Source organism: Palleronia salina (assembly GCF_900141995.1).
In the GTDB taxonomy this organism is placed as follows: domain Bacteria; phylum Pseudomonadota; class Alphaproteobacteria; order Rhodobacterales; family Rhodobacteraceae; genus Palleronia; species Palleronia salina.
The window spans coordinates 144,166-162,350 of record NZ_FQZA01000001.1 but is presented as its reverse complement, the minus strand read 5'-3'; the positions used below and the strand labels follow the sequence as shown (position 1 = coordinate 162,350).

General features: G+C 67.2%; 17 protein-coding genes. 7 read left to right on the top strand and 10 right to left on the bottom strand.

What is annotated here, in order from left to right; translation table 11 throughout:
- The first annotated feature begins 36 nt into the window (after positions 1-36).
- Both BUB76_RS00860 and BUB76_RS00855 read left to right on the top strand, forming a co-directional pair.
- On the top strand, positions 37-573 hold the full coding sequence (locus BUB76_RS00860) for a sugar O-acetyltransferase (protein WP_073125673.1): 537 nt from the start codon (positions 37-39) through the stop codon (positions 571-573).
- 112 nt (positions 574-685) lie between these two features.
- Positions 686-1,063, top strand: coding sequence for a HesB/IscA family protein (locus BUB76_RS00855; protein WP_073125669.1), 378 nt, complete (start codon positions 686-688; stop codon positions 1,061-1,063).
- A 69-nt stretch (positions 1,064-1,132) separates the two neighbouring features.
- On the opposite strand, the gene ispG is transcribed toward BUB76_RS00855, so the two are convergent.
- The 3 genes from ispG to hemA form a co-directional block, all read right to left on the bottom strand.
- Positions 1,133-2,260, bottom strand: a complete 1,128-nt coding sequence (gene ispG, locus BUB76_RS00850; RefSeq protein WP_073125665.1) for a flavodoxin-dependent (E)-4-hydroxy-3-methylbut-2-enyl-diphosphate synthase — start codon at positions 2,258-2,260, stop codon at positions 1,133-1,135.
- Between the two features lie 97 nt (positions 2,261-2,357).
- Entirely contained in the window at positions 2,358-3,650 is a 1,293-nt protein-coding gene (locus tag BUB76_RS00845) for a helix-turn-helix domain-containing protein (RefSeq protein ID WP_073125662.1), read from the bottom strand.
- Between the two features lie 131 nt (positions 3,651-3,781).
- The gene (hemA, locus tag BUB76_RS00840) at positions 3,782-5,005 is read right to left on the bottom strand and encodes a 5-aminolevulinate synthase (protein WP_073125659.1); all 1,224 of its coding nucleotides are present in this window, start codon (positions 5,003-5,005) and stop codon (positions 3,782-3,784) included.
- Positions 5,006-5,152: 147 nt separating this feature from the next.
- Here hemA and BUB76_RS00835 point away from each other — a divergent pair, with 147 nt between their 5' ends.
- From BUB76_RS00835 to BUB76_RS00825, 3 genes are read left to right on the top strand one after another with little or no spacing between them, the layout of a single operon-like run.
- Positions 5,153-6,523 carry a M20/M25/M40 family metallo-hydrolase gene (locus tag BUB76_RS00835; RefSeq protein ID WP_073125656.1) on the top strand — a complete coding sequence of 457 codons (1,371 nt, stop codon included), beginning with the start codon at positions 5,153-5,155 and terminating at the stop codon, positions 6,521-6,523.
- A 39-nt stretch (positions 6,524-6,562) separates the two neighbouring features.
- Complete coding sequence (locus BUB76_RS00830) at positions 6,563-7,492, top strand: nucleoside hydrolase (protein WP_073125652.1); 930 nt, start codon at positions 6,563-6,565, stop codon at positions 7,490-7,492.
- A 24-nt stretch (positions 7,493-7,516) separates the two neighbouring features.
- Positions 7,517-7,957 carry a GNAT family N-acetyltransferase gene (locus BUB76_RS00825; RefSeq protein WP_073125649.1) on the top strand — a complete coding sequence of 147 codons (441 nt, stop codon included), beginning with the start codon at positions 7,517-7,519 and terminating at the stop codon, positions 7,955-7,957.
- Positions 7,958-8,005: 48 nt separating this feature from the next.
- On the opposite strand, the gene BUB76_RS00820 is transcribed toward BUB76_RS00825, so the two are convergent.
- Positions 8,006-8,545 (bottom strand): CBS domain-containing protein, encoded by a 540-nt coding sequence (locus tag BUB76_RS00820; protein WP_073125646.1) that lies wholly within the window; start codon positions 8,543-8,545, stop codon positions 8,006-8,008.
- Positions 8,546-8,657: 112 nt separating this feature from the next.
- Here BUB76_RS00820 and BUB76_RS00815 point away from each other — a divergent pair, with 112 nt between their 5' ends.
- Positions 8,658-10,079 carry a protein adenylyltransferase SelO gene (locus tag BUB76_RS00815; protein WP_073125643.1) on the top strand — a complete coding sequence of 474 codons (1,422 nt, stop codon included), beginning with the start codon at positions 8,658-8,660 and terminating at the stop codon, positions 10,077-10,079.
- 83 nt (positions 10,080-10,162) lie between these two features.
- Here the strand turns inward: BUB76_RS00815 and BUB76_RS00810 are convergent, their stop codons facing one another.
- Both BUB76_RS00810 and BUB76_RS00805 read right to left on the bottom strand, forming a co-directional pair.
- Positions 10,163-10,696 (bottom strand): peptidylprolyl isomerase, encoded by a 534-nt coding sequence (locus BUB76_RS00810; RefSeq protein WP_073125640.1) that lies wholly within the window; start codon positions 10,694-10,696, stop codon positions 10,163-10,165.
- A complete protein-coding gene (locus BUB76_RS00805; RefSeq protein ID WP_073125637.1) occupies positions 10,689-11,195 on the bottom strand; it encodes a peptidylprolyl isomerase in 507 nt (168 codons plus the stop codon). The genes BUB76_RS00810 and BUB76_RS00805 overlap by 8 nt, the downstream gene beginning before the upstream one ends.
- Before the next feature lie 144 nt (positions 11,196-11,339).
- On the opposite strand from BUB76_RS00805, the gene BUB76_RS00800 reads away from it, so the two are divergent.
- Positions 11,340-12,518, top strand: coding sequence for a phosphoglycerate kinase (locus BUB76_RS00800; RefSeq protein WP_073125634.1), 1,179 nt, complete (start codon positions 11,340-11,342; stop codon positions 12,516-12,518).
- 21 nt (positions 12,519-12,539) lie between these two features.
- Here the strand turns inward: BUB76_RS00800 and dusA are convergent, their stop codons facing one another.
- From dusA to BUB76_RS00780, 4 genes are all read right to left on the bottom strand, one after another.
- Positions 12,540-13,529 (bottom strand): tRNA dihydrouridine(20/20a) synthase DusA, encoded by a 990-nt coding sequence (gene dusA / locus BUB76_RS00795; RefSeq protein ID WP_073125631.1) that lies wholly within the window; start codon positions 13,527-13,529, stop codon positions 12,540-12,542.
- 158 nt (positions 13,530-13,687) lie between these two features.
- On the bottom strand, positions 13,688-15,415 hold the full coding sequence (locus tag BUB76_RS00790) for a SulP family inorganic anion transporter (RefSeq protein ID WP_073125628.1): 1,728 nt from the start codon (positions 15,413-15,415) through the stop codon (positions 13,688-13,690).
- 101 nt (positions 15,416-15,516) lie between these two features.
- Positions 15,517-17,196, bottom strand: coding sequence for a bifunctional protein tyrosine phosphatase family protein/NAD(P)/FAD-dependent oxidoreductase (locus tag BUB76_RS00785; protein ID WP_073125624.1), 1,680 nt, complete (start codon positions 17,194-17,196; stop codon positions 15,517-15,519).
- A 79-nt stretch (positions 17,197-17,275) separates the two neighbouring features.
- Positions 17,276-18,160: an MBL fold metallo-hydrolase gene (locus tag BUB76_RS00780; RefSeq protein WP_073125622.1), complete on the bottom strand. Its 885-nt coding sequence runs from the start codon at positions 18,158-18,160 to the stop codon at positions 17,276-17,278.
- Positions 18,161-18,185: the final 25 nt, after the last annotated feature.

Here is an 18,185-nt window from a genome sequence, read left to right as displayed (position 1 = left end):
GCCGCCCGAATTTTATCCGCATCAAGGGGGGCCCCCATGGTCAGCGAGCGCGAGAAAATGGTGTCGGGTCAGCTCTATCACCCGGGCGACCCCGAGCTTGCGGCCGCCCGCACCCGGGCCCAGGGCCTCATGCGCGCCTACAACCAGACCATCGTGGGCGAGGACGCCCGCGGCCCGATCCTCGCGGCGCTTCTGGGCAGTCACGGCGCCGCGCCGGCGCTCCGGGCGCCCTTCTACGTGGATTACGGCTTTAACATCCACCTGGGCGACCAGGTCTTCGCCAATTTCGGCTGCTGTTTCCTGGATGTCTGCGAGATCCGCATCGGCCACCGCGCCGCCATCGGGCCTTACGTGCAGCTGCTGACGGCCGACCATCCGCGCGAGTCCGAGACACGGGGCCAGATGCTGGAAAACGGCGCGCCCATCACCATCGGCGAAGACGTGTGGATCGGCGGCGGGGCCATCGTCCTGCCGGGGGTCACCGTGGGCGATGGCGCCATCATCGGCGCGGGCGCGGTGGTCACCCGCGATGTCCCGGCGGGCGCCACGGTCAAGGGCAATCCGGCCCGTTAGGGCGCGTCCCTGGCATCACTGGTCCGAAAATACTCGAACGGCGCGCCGTTTCGCCCCCTTGAGCCGTCCCCGCTGCACGCTTACCTTTGGGACAAGTCAACAGGAGCGCACCATGTTCGCCATTCCCGGCAAGCAGGCCGTCACGATCACCCCGGCCGCCGAACGCCAGATCTCCAAGCTCATGTCCCGCGACGGCCACCAGGGCCTGCGCATCGGGGTCAAGAAGGGCGGCTGCGCGGGCATGGAATACACCATGGACTACGTGACCGAGATCGACACCCATGACGAGGTGGTCGAGCAGGGCGACGCGCGGGTGATGATCGCGCCCATGGCGCAGATGTTCCTGTTCGGCACCGAGATAGATTACGAGATCAGCCTGCTGGAATCGGGCTTCAAGTTCCGCAATCCCAACGTGGCCGACGCCTGCGGGTGCGGCGAGTCGATCAAGTTCAAGGATATCGACGAGCTCGCAGCCGAGCGCGAAAGCTGACGCGGCCGCGAATTTCGACCCGAAATTCGCCCGGATTCTCCTGGAAAATCATTGCGTTGAGGGGCGCGGTTACTCCGCCGCTTCGGACGTCGCCTCGGACTCGATCTGCTGGGCGCGTTCCTCGACCTGCTCCACGATATGATCGATCATCTGGTCGTTCGACATCTTGTGGCTCTGCTTGCCGGCCAGGTAGACCATGCCGGACCCCGCCCCGCCGCCGGTGAACCCCACGTCAGTCATCAGTGCCTCGCCCGGTCCGTTGACCACGCAACCGATGATGCTGAGCGACATGGGCGTCTTGATGTGCGCCAGCCGCTCTTCCAGGATCTCGACCGTCTTGATGACGTCGAAGCCCTGCCGCGCGCAACTGGGGCACGAGATGATGTTCACGCCCCGGTGCCGCAGCCCCAGCGCCTTCAGGATCTCGTAGCCCACGCGCACCTCTTCCACCGGATCGGCGCTGAGCGACACGCGCAGCGTGTCGCCGATGCCCATCCAAAGCAGGTTGCCCAGCCCGATGGCCGATTTCACCGTGCCCGCGTTCAGGCTACCCGCCTCGGTGATGCCCAGGTGAATCGGCGCATCCGTGGCTTCGGCGATGCCTTGGTAGGCGGCGGCCGACAGGAACACGTCGCTGGCCTTCACGCTGATCTTGAACTCGTGGAAATCGTTGTCCTGCAGGATCTTGATGTGATCGAGCCCCGACTCCACCATCGCGTCGGGGCACGGCTCACCGTATTTTTCCAGCAGATCGCGCTCGAGACTGCCGGCGTTCACGCCGATGCGGATGGAACAGCCATGGTCCTTCGCGGCGCGGATCACTTCCTTCACCCGCTTCTCGTCACCGATATTGCCCGGGTTGATCCGCAGGCAGCCGGCGCCGGCCTCGGCCGCCTCGATCGCGCGTTTGTAGTGGAAGTGGATGTCGGCGACGATCGGCACGGGGCTTTCGCGGCAGACCGTTTTAAGCGCGGCGGTGGCGTCGGTATCGGGGCAGGACACGCGGACGATGTCGGCGCCCGCGTCGGCACAAGCCAGCACCTGGTTCAACGTCGCACGCGCATCGCCCGAGTCGGTATTGGTCATCGTCTGGACCGAGATCGGCGCGTCGCCCCCCACGGGAACGTTGCCCACCATGATCTGGCGCGACTTGCGGCGATAGATGTTCTTCCAGGGACGAACGGCGTTCAGCGACATCGATTGGCTCCGGCAGGATGCGTTGCCCCAGACCTAGTGGCCCCCGAGGCCGATGCCAACCGCTACCAGCGCGTTGACCGCCGCGCGCGGCGCAGGGTCACTCGGTGCCGTCGCTCTCGGTCGCGCCGGGCAGCTCGGGCTGGGCCGACATCTCGGCCACGACGCGGGCCAGCGCCTGGTCCGCGGCGATGTCGGCGGTCTGGTAGGTCTCGGTCAGGTTCTGTGCGCTCAGCGCCAGGTTCGACGTGATCTGGCCGCTGGACCCTGCGGGGCCGTAGGCCGTGCCGTTGACCGAGAAGTAGATCGCCCCCGACTCGCCCGTGCGCAGGGTCGCCGGCTCCTCGGTCGCGGGCAGCGTGAACGTGTCACCTTCCTGCATGATCTGTTCGTAGAGCGTCGTGCCCTCGGCCGAGCGCACCCGCACCCAGCTGGGTCGCACGGCGACCAGGACCACCTCGGGCGTCCCGTCGGCCAGCACCTGCACCCCGGCCGAACCGCTCTCGTCTCCGGTCCCCGCTTCGGCGACCTGGGCGGCGGCCATGTCGGGGCCGCGCACTTGCGTGCTGTCGCTTCCGGGCTCCGCCGGGGCCTGCGGCGATGCGCCGGCGACCGTGGTCGGCGCCGTGCGCGCACGGTCCGACAGCGCGCCGAACTCGCGCGGGTCGAGATTGGCGATCGGTCCGTCGCGGGCAACCATGACGGGCACATCCAGAGCCTGCGGGCGGTAGATGCGGTCGAAATTGTCAGGTGCCGCCGTGGCCAGCTCGGTCGGGTCGTCCTCGGCCGGTGCGGCGGGACGGGCGCTGTCCAGCGGGTCGATATCCGCCACGACCTCGGGCGCCTGGTCCACGGGAACCACCTGCACGCGCTGCACCTCGTTCAGAACGGCATAGCCACCGTAGCCGATCAATCCGATCAGGCCGAAAAGCACGGCGATGGAGCCGATGGCCCCCGGCTCGATCCGCGACAGCAGGCCGTCGCCCTTGGGCACGAAGCCCAGCGGCGAATCGAGGAACGGATCGCGGGTCGAGTTCGTGACCCGCGGTTCGCGGCGCTTGGACGATGCCGCCTCGCTCATGCCGTGGGCCGTCTCGAAACCGGATTCGACGCAGAACGCCTTGAAGGCCCAGTCGGGGTCGAGTTCCAGGTAACGGGCGTAGGAACGGACGTAGCCGGCGATGAAGCCGGGCGTCTCGAAGGCCGAAGGGTCTGCGTTCTCGATCGCGGCGATATAGGTCGCCTTGATCTTCAGTTCGCGTTGGACGTCGAGAAGGGATTTGCCGAGCGTCGCGCGTTCACCGCGCATCACGTCGCCAAGGCGCATGTCGAAATCGTCGAACCCCTTGATCTCGGCGGGTTCAGTATCGGGTTGGCGATTGCGCCCTATCATGCCCGTCCCCTCGTCGCTCCATGCACTTCATCTGACCGGATCAACGGCATCCCGACCGCGATTCGACCCTATTGTGCCTTTTGACAACGAAATAACACAGAATGGAACGTTCTGGATAACTCTTTGTGGCGTCAAGCCGATAAATCGGCGCGATTTAGCGCACATTGCGCCCAAAGCGTATCCATCGCGTTAACCAAAGCATCCATTTCCCGCGGCCCGTGGACCGGCGACGGGGTGAAGCGCAGCCGCTCGGTCCCGCGCGGCACGGTCGGGAAATTGATCGGCTGGACGTAGATCCCGTGATCCTCCAGCAGCATGTCCGACATCATCTTGCAGTGCACCGGGTTGCCCACGTGGACCGGCACGATGTGGCTGCCGTGGTCGATCAGCGGCAGGCCAAGCCCCTTGAGCCGCGTCTTGAGAATGCGCGCCTGGGTCTGGTGCGCATCCCGAAGCGCCTGGTCGTGCTTCAGGTGACGCACCGAGGCCGCCGCGCCGGCCGCCGTGGAGGGCGTCAGCGAGGTGGTGAAGATGAACCCGGGCGCATAGGACCGCACCGCGTCGCACATCTTCTCGGAAGCAGCGATATAGCCACCCATGACGCCATAGGCTTTCGCCAGGGTGCCGTTGATGATGTCGATGCGCCCCGCCAGGCCGTCCCGCTCGGTCACGCCGCCGCCGTGCGGGCCGTACATGCCCACGGCGTGAACCTCGTCGATATAGGTCAGCGCGTTGAATTCATCGGCCAGGTCGCAGATCTCGGCGATGGGTCCGAAATCGCCGTCCATAGAATAGACCGACTCGAAGGCGATGAGCTTGGGCACGCTCGGATCGTCGGCCTCCAGCAACTCGCGCAGGTGCGCCACGTCGTTGTGGCGGAACACCCGCTTGGCCCCGCCATTGCGGCGCACGCCTTCGATCATCGAGGCATGGTTCAACGCGTCGGAATAGATGATCAGTCCGGGAAGGATCTTGGGCAGCGTCGAAAGGGTCGCATCATTGGCGATGTAGGCCGAGGTGAAAAGCAGCGCCGCTTCCTTGCCGTGGAGATCGGCCAGTTCGGACTCGAGCGCCTTGTGATACACCGTCGTGCCCGAGATGTTGCGCGTGCCGCCCGATCCGGCGCCCACGGCGTCCAGCGCCGCGTGCATCGCCTCCAGCACCACCGGATGCTGCCCCATGCCAAGATAATCGTTGCCGCACCAAACGGTTACGGGGCGTTCTGTGCCATCGGGCCGGGTCCAGGTGGCGTGGGGGAAATTGCCCCGCTCGCGCGCGATGTCGATGAACGTGCGATAGCGTCCTTCGTCGTGCAGTTTCTGGATCGCGGCGTCGATATCTGTTTCGTAGGACACAAGCAGTCTTTCACATTTCTCCTGTCGCTTAGATAGGCCAATTCGCCGCCGGGGCACAGACCCGATTTCCCGGATCAATCGTCGCACTGGACTGTGACGACCGGGCTGTTACGTTCGCCGCTCGTATTTTGCCGACCGGAGCCCGCGATGAGCCTCGACGCCGTATTGTCCCGTATCGATGCCGATCTCGGCGCCGCGACCGACAGGTTGCTGACTTTCCTGAGAATTCCGTCCATCTCGACCGATCCCGCCTACAAGGGTCAGGTGTCCGAGGCGGCGGATTGGCTGGTGGCCGAGCTGGGGCAGATCGGCGTCGACGCGACCGCCCACAAGACGCCGGGCCACCCGATGGTGGTGGGCCATGGCGGCGACGGCGGGCGCAGCCTGCTGTTTTACGGTCACTACGACGTGCAACCGGTCGATCCGCTCGAGCTGTGGGATCGCGACCCTTTCGACCCGGCGATCGAGGACACGCCGAAGGGCAAGGTCATCCGCGGCCGCGGTGCCTCGGACGACAAGGGCCAGCTGATGACCTTCGTCGAGGCCTGCCGCGCGTGGAAGGCGGTGCACGGCACCCTGCCCGCGCGCCTGACCTTCCTGTTCGAGGGCGAGGAGGAATCGGGCTCGCCCTCGCTCGTGCCGTTCCTGGAGCAGAACCGCGATCTGCTGGCCGCGGACCTGGGGCTGATCTGCGACACGGCGCTTTATGGACGCGACACGCCCGCCATCACCACCATGCTGCGCGGGTTGCTGGGCGAGGAGATCACCGTCACGGGCCCGTCGCGCGACCTGCACTCGGGCTCCTACGGCGGGCCCGCCATGAACCCGATCCGCGTGCTGGCCAAGGTGCTGGCCGGGCTGCACGACCTACAGGGCCGCGTCACCGTGCCGGGCTTCTACGACGACGTGGAAGAGATCTCGCAGCAGGTGTCGCAGCAATGGGATGCGCTGGGTTTCGACGCGGGCAGCTTCCTGGGCGAGGTGGGGCTGAGTTCCCCCGCGGGCGAGGCCGATCGCAGCGCGCTGGAGCAGATCTGGGCGCGCCCCACCTGCGAGATCAACGGCATCAAGGGCGGATACGCCGGGGCGGGCTTCAAGACCGTTCTGCCCAGCCAGGCCAGCGCCAAGATCAGCTTCCGCCTGGTGGCCGCGCAGGATCCGTTGAAGATCCGCGAGAGCTTTCGCCAGATGGTGCGCGACGCGATGCCCTCCGACTGCACGGTCGAGTTCCACGGCCACGGCGCGGCCCCGGCCAGCCGCATGGATATCAGCGACCCGGCCTTCGAGGCGGCGCGCCAGGCGTTGTCGGGCGAATGGCCCAAGGACGCGGCCTATGTGGGCGCGGGCGGCTCGATCCCCGTGGCGGGCCACTTGCAGCAGATCCTCGGCATCGACTCGATGCTGATCGGGTTCGGCAAGGGCGACGACCAGATCCATTCGCCGAACGAGAAATACGACCTGGAAAGCTTCCATCGCGGAATGCGGTCCTGGGCGCGTATCCTCGACGCGATCTCCTGAGGCTTTCGGCCAGAAAACCATGTCCTGGAAGGGGCTTGCATGAAGATCATCATCGATACCGACCCAGGCCAGGACGATGCCGTGGCCATCCTGCTGGCGCTGGCCAGCCCCGAGATCGAGGTGCTGGGCATCACCGCCGTGGCCGGCAACGTCCCGCTGGAGCTCACGGCGAAGAACGCCCGCATCGTCTGCGAATTGGCCGGCCGGACCGAAGTTCCCGTCTTCGCGGGCTGCGCCGCTCCGCTGATGCGCCCGCTGGTCACGGCCGAGCACGTCCATGGCCGCACGGGGCTGGACGGGCCGGTGTTGCCCGATCCGCAGATGCCGCTGCAGGATGCCCACGCGGTGGATTTCATCATCGACACCCTACGGGCCGAGGGACCGGGCAGCGTCACGATCTGCCCGCTGGGGCCGCTGACCAACATCGCCATGGCGCTGAAGAAGGCGCCCGACATCGCCGACCGGATCGCCCGCATCGTGCTGATGGGCGGCGCCTATTTCGAAGTCGGCAACATCACCCCCGCCGCCGAGTTCAACATCTATGTCGACCCCGAAGCGGCTGATATCGTTATGAAATCCGGTGTTCCGCTGACCATCCTTCCGCTGGACGTGACCCACAAGGCGCTGGTCACGAAAGAGCGGAACGACGCCTTCCGCGCGCTCGGCACGCCGGTGGGCATCGCCGTGGCCGAGATGACGGATTTCTTCGAGCGTTTCGACCGCGAGAAATACGGCAGCCACGGCGCGCCGCTGCACGACCCCACGGTCATCGCCTGGCTTCTGAACCCCGACCTTTTCACCGGGCGCGAGATCAATGTCGAGATCGAAACGCGGTCCGATCTCACCCGCGGCATGACCGTCGCGGACTGGTGGCGTGTCACCGAGCGCGCGCCCAACGCGCTTTTCATCGAGGATCTGGACGCCGAGGGATTCTTCGGGCTACTGACCGAGCGATTGGCCCGATACTAGGCCGCCGCGAAAGGCCCCATCCCGATGACTGCCAAATTGCGCCTGGCCGCGCCCGAGGATGCCGCCAAGCTGGACCGCCTGATGGCCGCCTGCCACGACGAGACGGGCTACGCCATGGACGAGGACGCGCGCAGCGCGGCGCTCGAACCGCTGCTTGCGGGCGACGTGCCGGGGGCCGCCTACCTGATCGGACCGCCCTCCAGCCCCGTGGGATACGTGCTGTTGCGCTTCGGATACTCCGTGGCCCAGGGCGGCATGGTGGCCGATATCGACGAGATCTACATACGCCCGCCGGTCCGCAACCGCGCCATGGCGAGCGAGGCGGTCAACAGCCTGGCCCGCAACCTGCGCAACCTTGGCATCGCGCGGCTCACCGCCCGCCTGGACGACGCGGCGCCCGATGCGCTGTTTCGGCGGCTGCTGTTCAAGGGCCGGTCCGAGCAACGGCTGGACCTGGCCCTTTGACCCACTTCGCGCATCGCCTTCAAAGCGCGATGCAAGACGCTGATTTAATTACAGAACAAGCGATATCACGATGATCATGATAAGCGTGTAAAGCATGATGCCGCCGCCGATCAGAACCGTCGGGAAGTTCCGCGTGACCGAGGCGCGCGTCATCTGCCGCGCCTGGTTCAGCAGGTCGGGCCACGTGTAGCTGACGAAATCGCCCTGCGTGAACACCGCCTTGATCCGTCCGTCGGCATCGACGACGGGAAGACGGCGGAACCGCTCGTTCGACATGATGCGCAGCCAGTCGACCACGTCGTCATCCTCACGGGCGAGCCGGGGTTCCTTGGTCATGATCTCGTGCAGCTGGGTCGCCTTGGCGTCACGGCCCTGGTTCACGATCTTGCGCATGACGTCGCGCTCGGTCACGACGCCGATCACCTTGTCCTCGGCGTCCACGATCATGACCGAGCCGTAATTCTTCTGGCACATGGCGGCCACGGCATCGCTGACCATCTGGTCCTTGGTCATCGTCAACGGCTTGGGTTTGGAGTCGTACTCGGCCCGGTCCTTGATCCGCATGCCGCCTCTGTTCTCGGCTTTCATGGCGTCCTCCGTTCGTCGTTGATCCGCGTTGGTGAAAAGACGTAGGGCAATCGCCCGCGCGGCAAGTCTTTTCGATACGTCCGCAACTGCTTAGGTCCATGGCAAGGAGATCATGATGCACCTGCCATTCGACAACACATACGACGCCCTGCCCGACCGGTTTCACAGCCGGCAGCCGCCCGTTCCGGTCGCGCGGCCCGACCTGGTCGCCGTGAACGACGCGCTGGCCGCGAAGCTGGGCCTGGATGCCGAGGCGCTGCGCACGCCCGAGGGCGTGGCCATGCTGGCCGGCAACACCGTGCCCGAGGGCGCCGCCCCGCTGGCGCAGGCCTATGCCGGGCACCAGTTCGGCGGCTGGGTGCCGCAGCTGGGCGACGGGCGCGCGATCCTGCTGGGCGAAGTGCTGACCGACACGGGCCGCTACGACATCCAGTTGAAGGGCGCGGGCCGCACGCCCTTCAGCCGCGGTGGCGACGGACGCGCCTGGCTGGGCCCCGTGCTGCGCGAATACGTGGTGAGCGAGGCGATGGCCGCACTCGGCATCCCCACGACCCGGGCGCTGGCCGCGGTGACAACGGGCGAGGATGTCCTGCGCGAGGCGCCCCTGCCCGGCGCCGTGCTGACCCGCGTGGCCCGGTCGCATATCCGCGTGGGCACGTTCCAGTATTTTGCCGCCCGCCGCGATACCGAGGCGCTGGAGCTGCTGACGCAACACGTGATCGACCGCCATTATCCCGGGGCCGGCGACGCCTGGGGCCTGCTCGACGCCGTGATCGGCGCGCAGGCCGACCTGGTCGCGCGGTGGATGGGCGTGGGCTTCATCCACGGGGTCATGAACACCGACAACATGGCCGTCTCGGGCGAGACCATCGATTACGGCCCCTGCGCCTTCATGGACGACTACGATGCCATGCGCGTGTTTTCGTCGATCGATCGCGGCGGGCGTTACGCCTATGCCCGCCAGCCGGACGTCGCGGCCTGGAACCTGGCGCAATTCGCATCGGCCCTGCTGCCCGTCCTGGGCGACGAGGAGACGGCGATCCCCCGCGCGACCGAGATGATCCACGGCTTCGGCGCGCGGTTCCAGGACGCGTGGCTCGACGTGTTCCGCGCCAAGCTGGGGCTGGCCACGGCCGAGGAAGACGACCCGGACCTGATCGAGGGGCTGCTGGACCGCATGGCGGCCGCACGGGCCGATTTCACGCTGACCTTCCGGGGTCTCGTGGACGGCAGCGCGCGCGAGCGCTTCGGCGATCCGGCCGCGTTCGACCAATGGGCGCAGGCCTGGGAGGCGCGGCTGGCGCGCGAGGGCACCGATGCCACCACCGCCCGCGACCGGATGCGGCGGGCCAACCCCGCCATCATTCCGCGTAATCACAGGATCGAACAGGTCATCGCCGCGGCGGTGACAGGCGACTACGCGCCATTCCACGCGATCAACGCGGCCCTCGCCTCGCCCTTCGACGATCATCCCGCCTTCGCCGCGCCGCCACTGGAGGGCGAGGTGGTCACGGCGACATTCTGCGGCACCTGAGCCGAGGCTTGCCCGGAGGTACAAATGCAAACGCGGGACGGCTGGGATGCCGCCCCGCGTCGCCATTCTAGGCTTCTTGACCGTCAGTCGGTGGTCGTGACCTCGTCCATCACCACCATTTCGCCCTGCCCCGTCGCCGGGATCTGGTCGATCAGGTCCATGCCCTCGGTCACGCGGCCCACGACGGTATAGTCGCCGTTCAGGTGCGGGGCCGGTTCGGTCATGATGAAGAACTGCGAATTGGCGCTGTCCACCGAGTTGCCCGAGCGCGCCATGCCGACGACACCCGGCTCGAAAGCGATGTCCGAGAATTCCTGCGCCAGGTCCGGCAGGTCCGACCCGCCATAACCCGCGCGGGACATGTCGCCGTCGGCGCGGCCGAACTGCACGTCGCCGGTCTGCGCCATGAAGCCGTCGATCACGCGGTGGAACACCACGCCGTCATAGGCATCGCGATTGGCCAGCGCCGTGATCCGCTCGGCGTGGTTGGGCGCCACGTCCTCGAGCAGGTCGATCCGCACGGTGCCCTCGACCCCGCCCGACAGCGAGATCTCGATCCCCGACGCCGCGGCCGGGCCGGCCGCGAGACAGGCAAGAAGGATCAGGCCCTTACGCATCGGCGGCCACCTTCACGCTCAGCATGCGGTCGGGGTTCATCGGCGGCTCGCCGCGGGTGATCTTGTCGACATGCTCCATCCCCTCGATGACGCGGCCATAGACGGTGTATTGGCCGTTCAGGAAATGGTTGTCGGAAAAGTTGATGAAGAACTGCGAGTTGGCCGAGTTGGGGTTCGACGAGCGCGCCGCGCCCAACGTGCCGCGATCGTGCGGCAGTTTCGAGAACTCGGCCGGCAGGTCGGGATGCTCGGATCCGCCGGTGCCGGCCAGGCGGATGTTGAAATCCTTCTCGGCATTGCCGTTCGACACGTCGCCGGTCTGCGCCATGAAGCCGTCGATCACGCGGTGGAACACCACGTTGTCATAGGCGCCTTCGCGGGCCAGCGTCTTAATCCGGTCCACGTGCTGCGGCGCCACGTCGGGCAGCAGCGCGATGGTCACGGGGCCGTCCTTCAGCTCGATGATGATGGTGTTCTCGGGGTCCTTGATCTCGGCCATCGGGGGATCCTTGCTTGGTCTTCGGGTCGCGCGGACCCTAGTCGTGACGCGCGGTGTTGGGAAGCGGAAAGCCATCGCGGGGGCGGTTGCGCGCCGGTCCCGATCACGCGATGACTAGACCGGTTCTTGATGCAGGAGGCCCCGATGGGTTGGAAGACGCTCGACGACATGGATCTGGACGGAAAGCGCGTGCTGGTGCGCGTGGATATCAACGTGCCGGTCGATGACGGGCGCGTGACCGACACCACCCGGATCGACCGCATCGTGCCCACGGTGAACGATATCGTGAACGCGGGCGGCATCCCGATCCTGCTGGCCCATTTCGACCGGCCCAAGGGCAAGGTGGTGCCCGAGATGTCGCTGAACCAGGTGGTGCCGGCGTTGCAGGAAGTACTGGGCCGCGACGTGACCTTCATCGACGGTGACTACGGCGACCGGGTGGGCCAGCTGGGCCAGGGCGATGTCGCGCTGCTGGAAAACCTGCGCTTCAATCCAGGCGAAGAAAAGAACGACGATGCCTTCGCCGGGCGCCTGGCATCGCTGGGCGATGTCTACGTGAACGACGCGTTCTCGGCCGCCCACCGCGCCCACGCCTCGACCGAAGCGCTCGCGCGCAAGCTGCCGGCCTGTGCCGGGCGGCTCATGGCCGAGGAACTGGGCGCGCTGGAAAAGGCCCTGGGCGACCCCGAGCGTCCGCTGATGGCCGTGGTCGGCGGCGCCAAGGTCAGCACCAAGCTCGACCTCCTGGGCAACCTGGTGCGCAAGGTGAACCACCTGGTGATCGGCGGCGGCATGGCCAACACCTTCCTGGCCGCGCAGGGCATCGACGTGGGCAAGTCCCTGGCCGAGCACGACATGACCGGCACGGCGCGCGATATCCTCGACCGCGCCGACGAGGCGGGCTGCGAGATCATCCTGCCGCAGGACGTGGTCGTCGCGCGCGAGTTCAAGGCCGGCGCCGACAGCGAGGTCGTCCCGGCCGACAAGTGCCCCGCCGACGCCATGATCCTCGATACCGGCCCCGACTCGGTCGAACGCATCGGCAAGGCCATGGCGAACTGCCGCACGCTGATCTGGAACGGCCCCCTCGGCGCGTTCGAGATCGCGCCCTTCGACGTGGCCACCAACCAGGCCGCGCGCATGGCCGCCGACCAGACGAAGGCCGGCAACCTCGTGTCGGTCGCGGGCGGCGGCGACACGGTGGCGGCCCTGAACAAGGCCGGCGCTGCGGGCGATTTCACCTACATCTCGTCCGCGGGCGGCGCGTTCCTGGAATGGATGGAAGGCAAGACCCTGCCGGGCGTCGCCGCGCTGGAGGACTAGGCGCCGATGCGCGCCGCCGGATCACGCCGCGGCGCGCGTCACCTCGCCCAGGGCCTCGAGCACCAGGTGCCGATCCGCACCCGGGCGGCTCGCCCCTTCGGACAGGACACGCCGCCACCGCCGCGCGCCGGGCTGGCCGGTGAACAACCCCAGCATGTGCCGCGTGACCTGCCCCAGCTTGCCGCCCGTCGCGATGTGGCGGTCGATATAGGGCAGCATCGCGTGCACGACCTCCTCGCGCGTGGGCGCCGGGGCCGTTCCGCCGAAGATGCGCTGGTCGGCCTCCAGCAACACCGTCGCGGGGTCGTGGTAGGCGGCACGTCCGACCATCACGCCGTTAAGCCCGCGCGCCAGATGCGTCTCGACCTGGTCGAGATCGGTGATGCCGCCGTTGATCGACACGTGCAGGTCCGGAAACGCGGCCTTCATCCGGTGGACAAGGTCGTAATCCAGCGGCGGCACGTCGCGGTTTTCCTTCGGGCTGAGCCCCTGCAACCACGCCATGCGCGCGTGGATGGTGACCCGGCGCACGCCCGCCGCGCGGATCTTCGACAGGAAGTCCGGAAGCACTTCGGCGGGCCGCTGGTCGTCGACGCCGATCCGGCATTTCACCGTGACCGGCAAAGGTTGAGCCGCGATCATCGCGGCGCAGCACTCGGCCACCAGCTCCGGCTCGCGCATGAGCACGGCACCGAACCGGCCCGACTGCACCCGGTCCGAGGGGCAGCCGACATTCAGGTTGATCTCGTCATAGCCATGGTCCGCGCCCATCCGCGCCGCCCGTGCCAGCTCGTCCGGCTCCGAGCCGCCCAGTTGCAGGGCCACGGGATGCTCCTGCGCGCCGAAATCCAGCAGGTGCGTCGCCCCGCCCCGCACCAAGGCGGGCGCCGTCACCATCTCGGTATAAAGCAACGCGCGACGCGACAGCTGCCGGTGAAACGTCCGGCAATGGCGGTCGGTCCAATCCATCATCGGGGCGACGGACAGCTTGGCGTGGTCGTCCAGGTGCATTTTCGAACTCGATCGATTGCGGCGCGTGCGAATGGGCGAGGGCTTCGTTCCGGAAGCGACCCTTCGAGGTCACCGCACATAGGCGCTCTCGCGTCGAAAATCCAGCGGAGGAGATCCGGCTGGCGGGGTATGGCGCCCCCACTCGCACGAGACGGAAGTCAGGCGGCCGACCGTTTACCGACGGCCAGCGCCCGCCACGCGTCGTGTTGGGACAGGAAGACCTGGCCGTTCAGCTGGTCGAGGAAGTGCGAGCGACGCAGGCGGTCCATGACCGGGCCCTTCACCTCGGACAGGTGCAGGCCCACCTCCATGTCCTTCAGGCGCTGGTTGATCGCCTCGAGGCTTTCCAGCGCCGAATAGTCCACCTCGTTCACCGCCGAGAACTGCAGCACCACGTTGCGGATCGTGGTGCCCGTCGTCACCCGCCTTTGCACCAGGTCCTCGAGGAAGCGCGCATTGACGAAATACAGGCTCTCGTCGACCCGCAGCGTGACCAGCGATGGATCGGTCTCGACGGTGTGGCGGTGGATGTTGCGGAAATGCTCGGTGCCGGGCACGCGCCCGACCTCGGCCACGTGGGGGCGCGATGTCTTGTAGAGATGCAGCAGCACCGAGATCGCCACGCCGGCCGCCACGCCGATCTCGACGCCCAGGCCCAGGGTCAGCAGGATCGTGACGGCCACCGCGCTGAAATCGGCGCGGCTATAGCCCCAGGTCTTCTTCAGGATCGACGGGTCCACGAGGCTCAGCACCGCGACGATGATGGTCGCGGCCAGCGTGGCGTTGGGCAGGAAATACACCAGCGGCGTCAGGAACAGCGCGGCGAAGGCAAGGCCGATGGCGGTGAAGGCCCCCGCCGCCGGCGTCTCGGCGCCCGCGTCGAAATTCACGACCGAGCGTGAGAAGCCACCGGTCACGGGAAAGCCACCGGTGAACGCCGCGCCCAGGTTCGCGGCGCCCAGGCCGATCAGTTCCTGGTCGGGATCGATGCGCTGGCGCTTCTTGGCCGCCAGTGTCTGGGCGACCGAGACGGATTCGACGAAGCCGATGACCGAGATCAGGATCGCCGGGACCAGCAGCGCGCCCAGAAGGTCGGGATCGAATCCCGGCAAGGTCAACGGTGGCAGGCTTTGCGGCACCTCGCCCACGATGCGCACGCCGCGGTCGGCCAGCCCCAGGGCCCAGACCGCGACGGTGGTCGCCACGACGGCCGCGACCGGGCCGGCCTTGGTCAGGATATCGGCCGGCAAGGACGGCACGCCCAGCCCGCGCAGGGTGGGCTTGAGGTTCTTGCGCGTCCAGAACAGGAACGCGGTGGCCGCTACGCCGATCAGGACGGTGATCCAGTTCACCTCGGACAGGTTCGAGAGCATCGAGCCCAGCATTTCGGGCAGCGTGTGCCCGTGCGCGGTGACCCCCAGAATGTGCTTGAGCTGGCTGGTGGCGATCAGAAGGCCCGACGCGGTGATGAACCCCGAGATGACGGGATGGCTGAGGAAATTGGCAAGAAACCCCAGCCGGAACAGACCCATCAGCACCAGGAACCCGCCCGACAGGAAGGCCAGCGTCAGCGCGGCGACGGCATAGCCCGCGGTCCCCTGCTCGGCCACCTGCCCCACGGCGGACGCGGTCAGCAACGACACCACCGCGACCGGCCCCACCGCCAGGGCGCGGCTCGTGCCGAAAATGGCGTAGAGCACGATCGGCGCGATCGAGGTGTAGATCCCGGCCTGCGGCGGCAGCCCCGCAAGCAGCGCGTAGGCCAGCGATTGCGGGATCAGCATGATCGTCACGATCACCGCGGCGATCAGGTCGTTCGACAGGGCGCGCCGGTCATAGCTCCGGCCCCAGTCGAGAATTGGAAGGTACTGTCGGAAACTCGGCATCGTGCACTCACAGTCTGTAAAGGGCGGTCAGGGGCGCGCAGGGCCCCCGACCGCCACGGTCGGGCCGCAAAGGGAGAGTCCGGCCCGAATGAAGGGGCCGGTCACTCGGCCGCGACGTTCAGTGGCTCGGGCCTGGCCATCCATTCCTTGCCCTTCAGCATCGCCTGCCAATAGATCGGCGGAAGCAGGCGCTCCTTCAGGAACCAGGCCGCGCGCGACGGCTTCGTTCCATCCAGAAGCGCCTTGGGGAAGGATGGCTTCAGCGCACCGCCATACCCGAACTCGGCCAGCACGATCTTGCCCCGCTCGACGGTCAGCGGGCACGAACCGTAGCCGTCATATTGCGCCACCGCCGAACGGCCCGCGATGTCCGCCACGATATTCGCGGCCACGGTCGGGGCCTGCTTGCGTGCGGCCGCGGCGGTCTTGGCATTGGGCGCGTTCATCGCGTCGCCCAGCGACCAGATGTTGTCGAACGCCTTGTGCCGGAGCGTCGCCTGGTCGACATCGACCCACCCGGCCGCATCGGCCAGGGGTGAGACGCGGATGAAATCGGGCGCCACCTGCGGCGGGCACACGTGGATCATGTCGAAATCGACCGTGACCTCGGCCGGCGCGGTTTCGGGCTTTGCCACGCGGAAGGTCGCCCGCTTGGCCGGTCCGTCGACAGCCACGAGGTCGTGGAAGAAATTCAGGGTCGCGTCGTATTTCTCGACGTAGCGCATGAGCGCGGGCACGTAATCCTTGACCCCGAACAGGACGCCGCCCGCGTTCATGAACTGGATGTCGATATCCTTCAGCACGCCCCGCCGGAACCAGGCGTCTCCCGACAGGTACATGGCCTTCTGCGGTGCGCCCGCGCATTTGATCGGCATGGGCGGCTGGGTGAAGATCGCCCGGCCCTGTCTCATGCTCTTGACCAGCTCCCACGTGTAGGGCGCGAGGTCGTATCGGTAGTTCGAGGTCACCCCGTTCCGGCCCAGCGTGTCTTCCAGCCCTTCGACCTTTTCCCAGTCAAGCTTGAGCCCCGGGCAGACGACCAGCCGGTCGTATTTCACCACGCGGCATCCGTCGAGGATGACGGCATCGTTTCCGGGCTCGAAGGCGGCGACGGCGGCCTTGATCCAGTGCACGCCCTTCGGGATCAGGCTGCCCATGGTCTTCGCCGTGCTTTGCGCGTCGAAGATGCCGCCACCCACCATGGTCCAGCCGGGCTGGTAGTAATGCACATCGGCGGGGTCGATCACCGCGATCTCCAGCCCCGGCTTCCGGGCCTTCAGGCTGGCGGCGACCGAGATGCCCCCGGCCCCTGCCCCGACGATGACCACGTCGAAATGCGCGTCGCCGGTGTCGGTGGGCGTCCTGCCGCCATTGGCGATCCGGCGGGCGACGCCGTTCATGTCGTAGCCTGCGGCCTTGGTCGCCGACAGGATCTCGGGCATGGGCCGCTTTCCGGCTTCGCGGAAGGACCAGAGCGTGGCCGACCGCGTGCCGCTGCGGCAATAGGCCAGCACGGGGCGCTGCAGCTCGGCCATGGCGGTGCCGAACGCGGCCACGTCCGCGTCGGTGACCATGCCCGACGGGACCGGGACATAACGGGCCTCGATCCCCGCCTCCCTGGCGGCCGCCGCGATTTCTTCGAACGACGGCTGATCCGCGCCCTCGCCGTCAGGGCGGTTGCAGATGATCGCGCGGATGCCCGCCGCCTTGAGGGCCGGCATGTCGCCGGTCGCGATCTGCGGGCTGACCGAGAACGTGTCGGTGATCTTATTCATGTCCATCTGGGGCTCCTCCGTGCCTGCCCGTGGCGGGGGTGAAAGGCCGCTCACCCGCCGGGACGGATGAGCGGCTGGCGGTCGCTTACAGGCCGTTGATCGGCACCTTCAGCATCGGGTTGCCGTCCTTGTCGCGCGGCACTTCGCCGGCGCGCATGTTCACCTGCAGCGACGGGATGATCAGCCTGGGCATGGCCAGCGTCGCGTCACGCTCGGTCCGGAACTTGACGAATTCTTCCTTCGTCTTGCCGCCACCCACGTGGATGTTGTGGGCCTTTTCGTCGCCCACCGTGGTCTCCCACTGGATGTCGCGGCCATTGGGGCCGTAATCGTGGCACATGAACAGCCGCATGGCGTCGGGCAGCGCCAGGACCTTCTGGATGCTGTCGTAGAGCTCGCCCGCGTCCCCGCCCGGGAAATCGGCCCGGGCCGATCCGCCGTCGGGCATGAACAGCGTGTCGCCCACGAAAGCCGCATCTCCCATGACATGCACCATGCAGGCCGGCGTATGGCCGGGCGTGTACATGGCGAAAGCGGTCATGTTGCCCACTTGGTAGGTGTCGCCATCCTCGAACAGCGCATCGAACTGCGATCCGTCGCGCTGGAACTCGGTGCCCTCGTTGAACACCTTGCCGAAGGTGTCCTGCACCACCATGATCTTCGATCCGATGCCGATCTTGCCGCCCAGCCTGGCCTGGATATAGGGCGCGGCGCTCAGGTGGTCGGCGTGGACATGGGTCTCGATGATCCACTCCAGGCTCAGCCCCTGGCGCTCGACCTGGCGGATCAGTTCGTCGGCGTGATCGTAGGTGATGCGCCCGGCGGCGTAGTCGATGTCCATGACGCTGTCGACGATGGCGCACGCGTTCGAGGACGGATCCTTCACGATATAGCTGATCGTGTTCGTGGCCTCGTCGAAGAAGGCCTGGACGTCCGGCTTGATGTCCATGTTCACGGGATAGGTGGTCATTTCATCTGCTCCTTCTTAGGCGGGC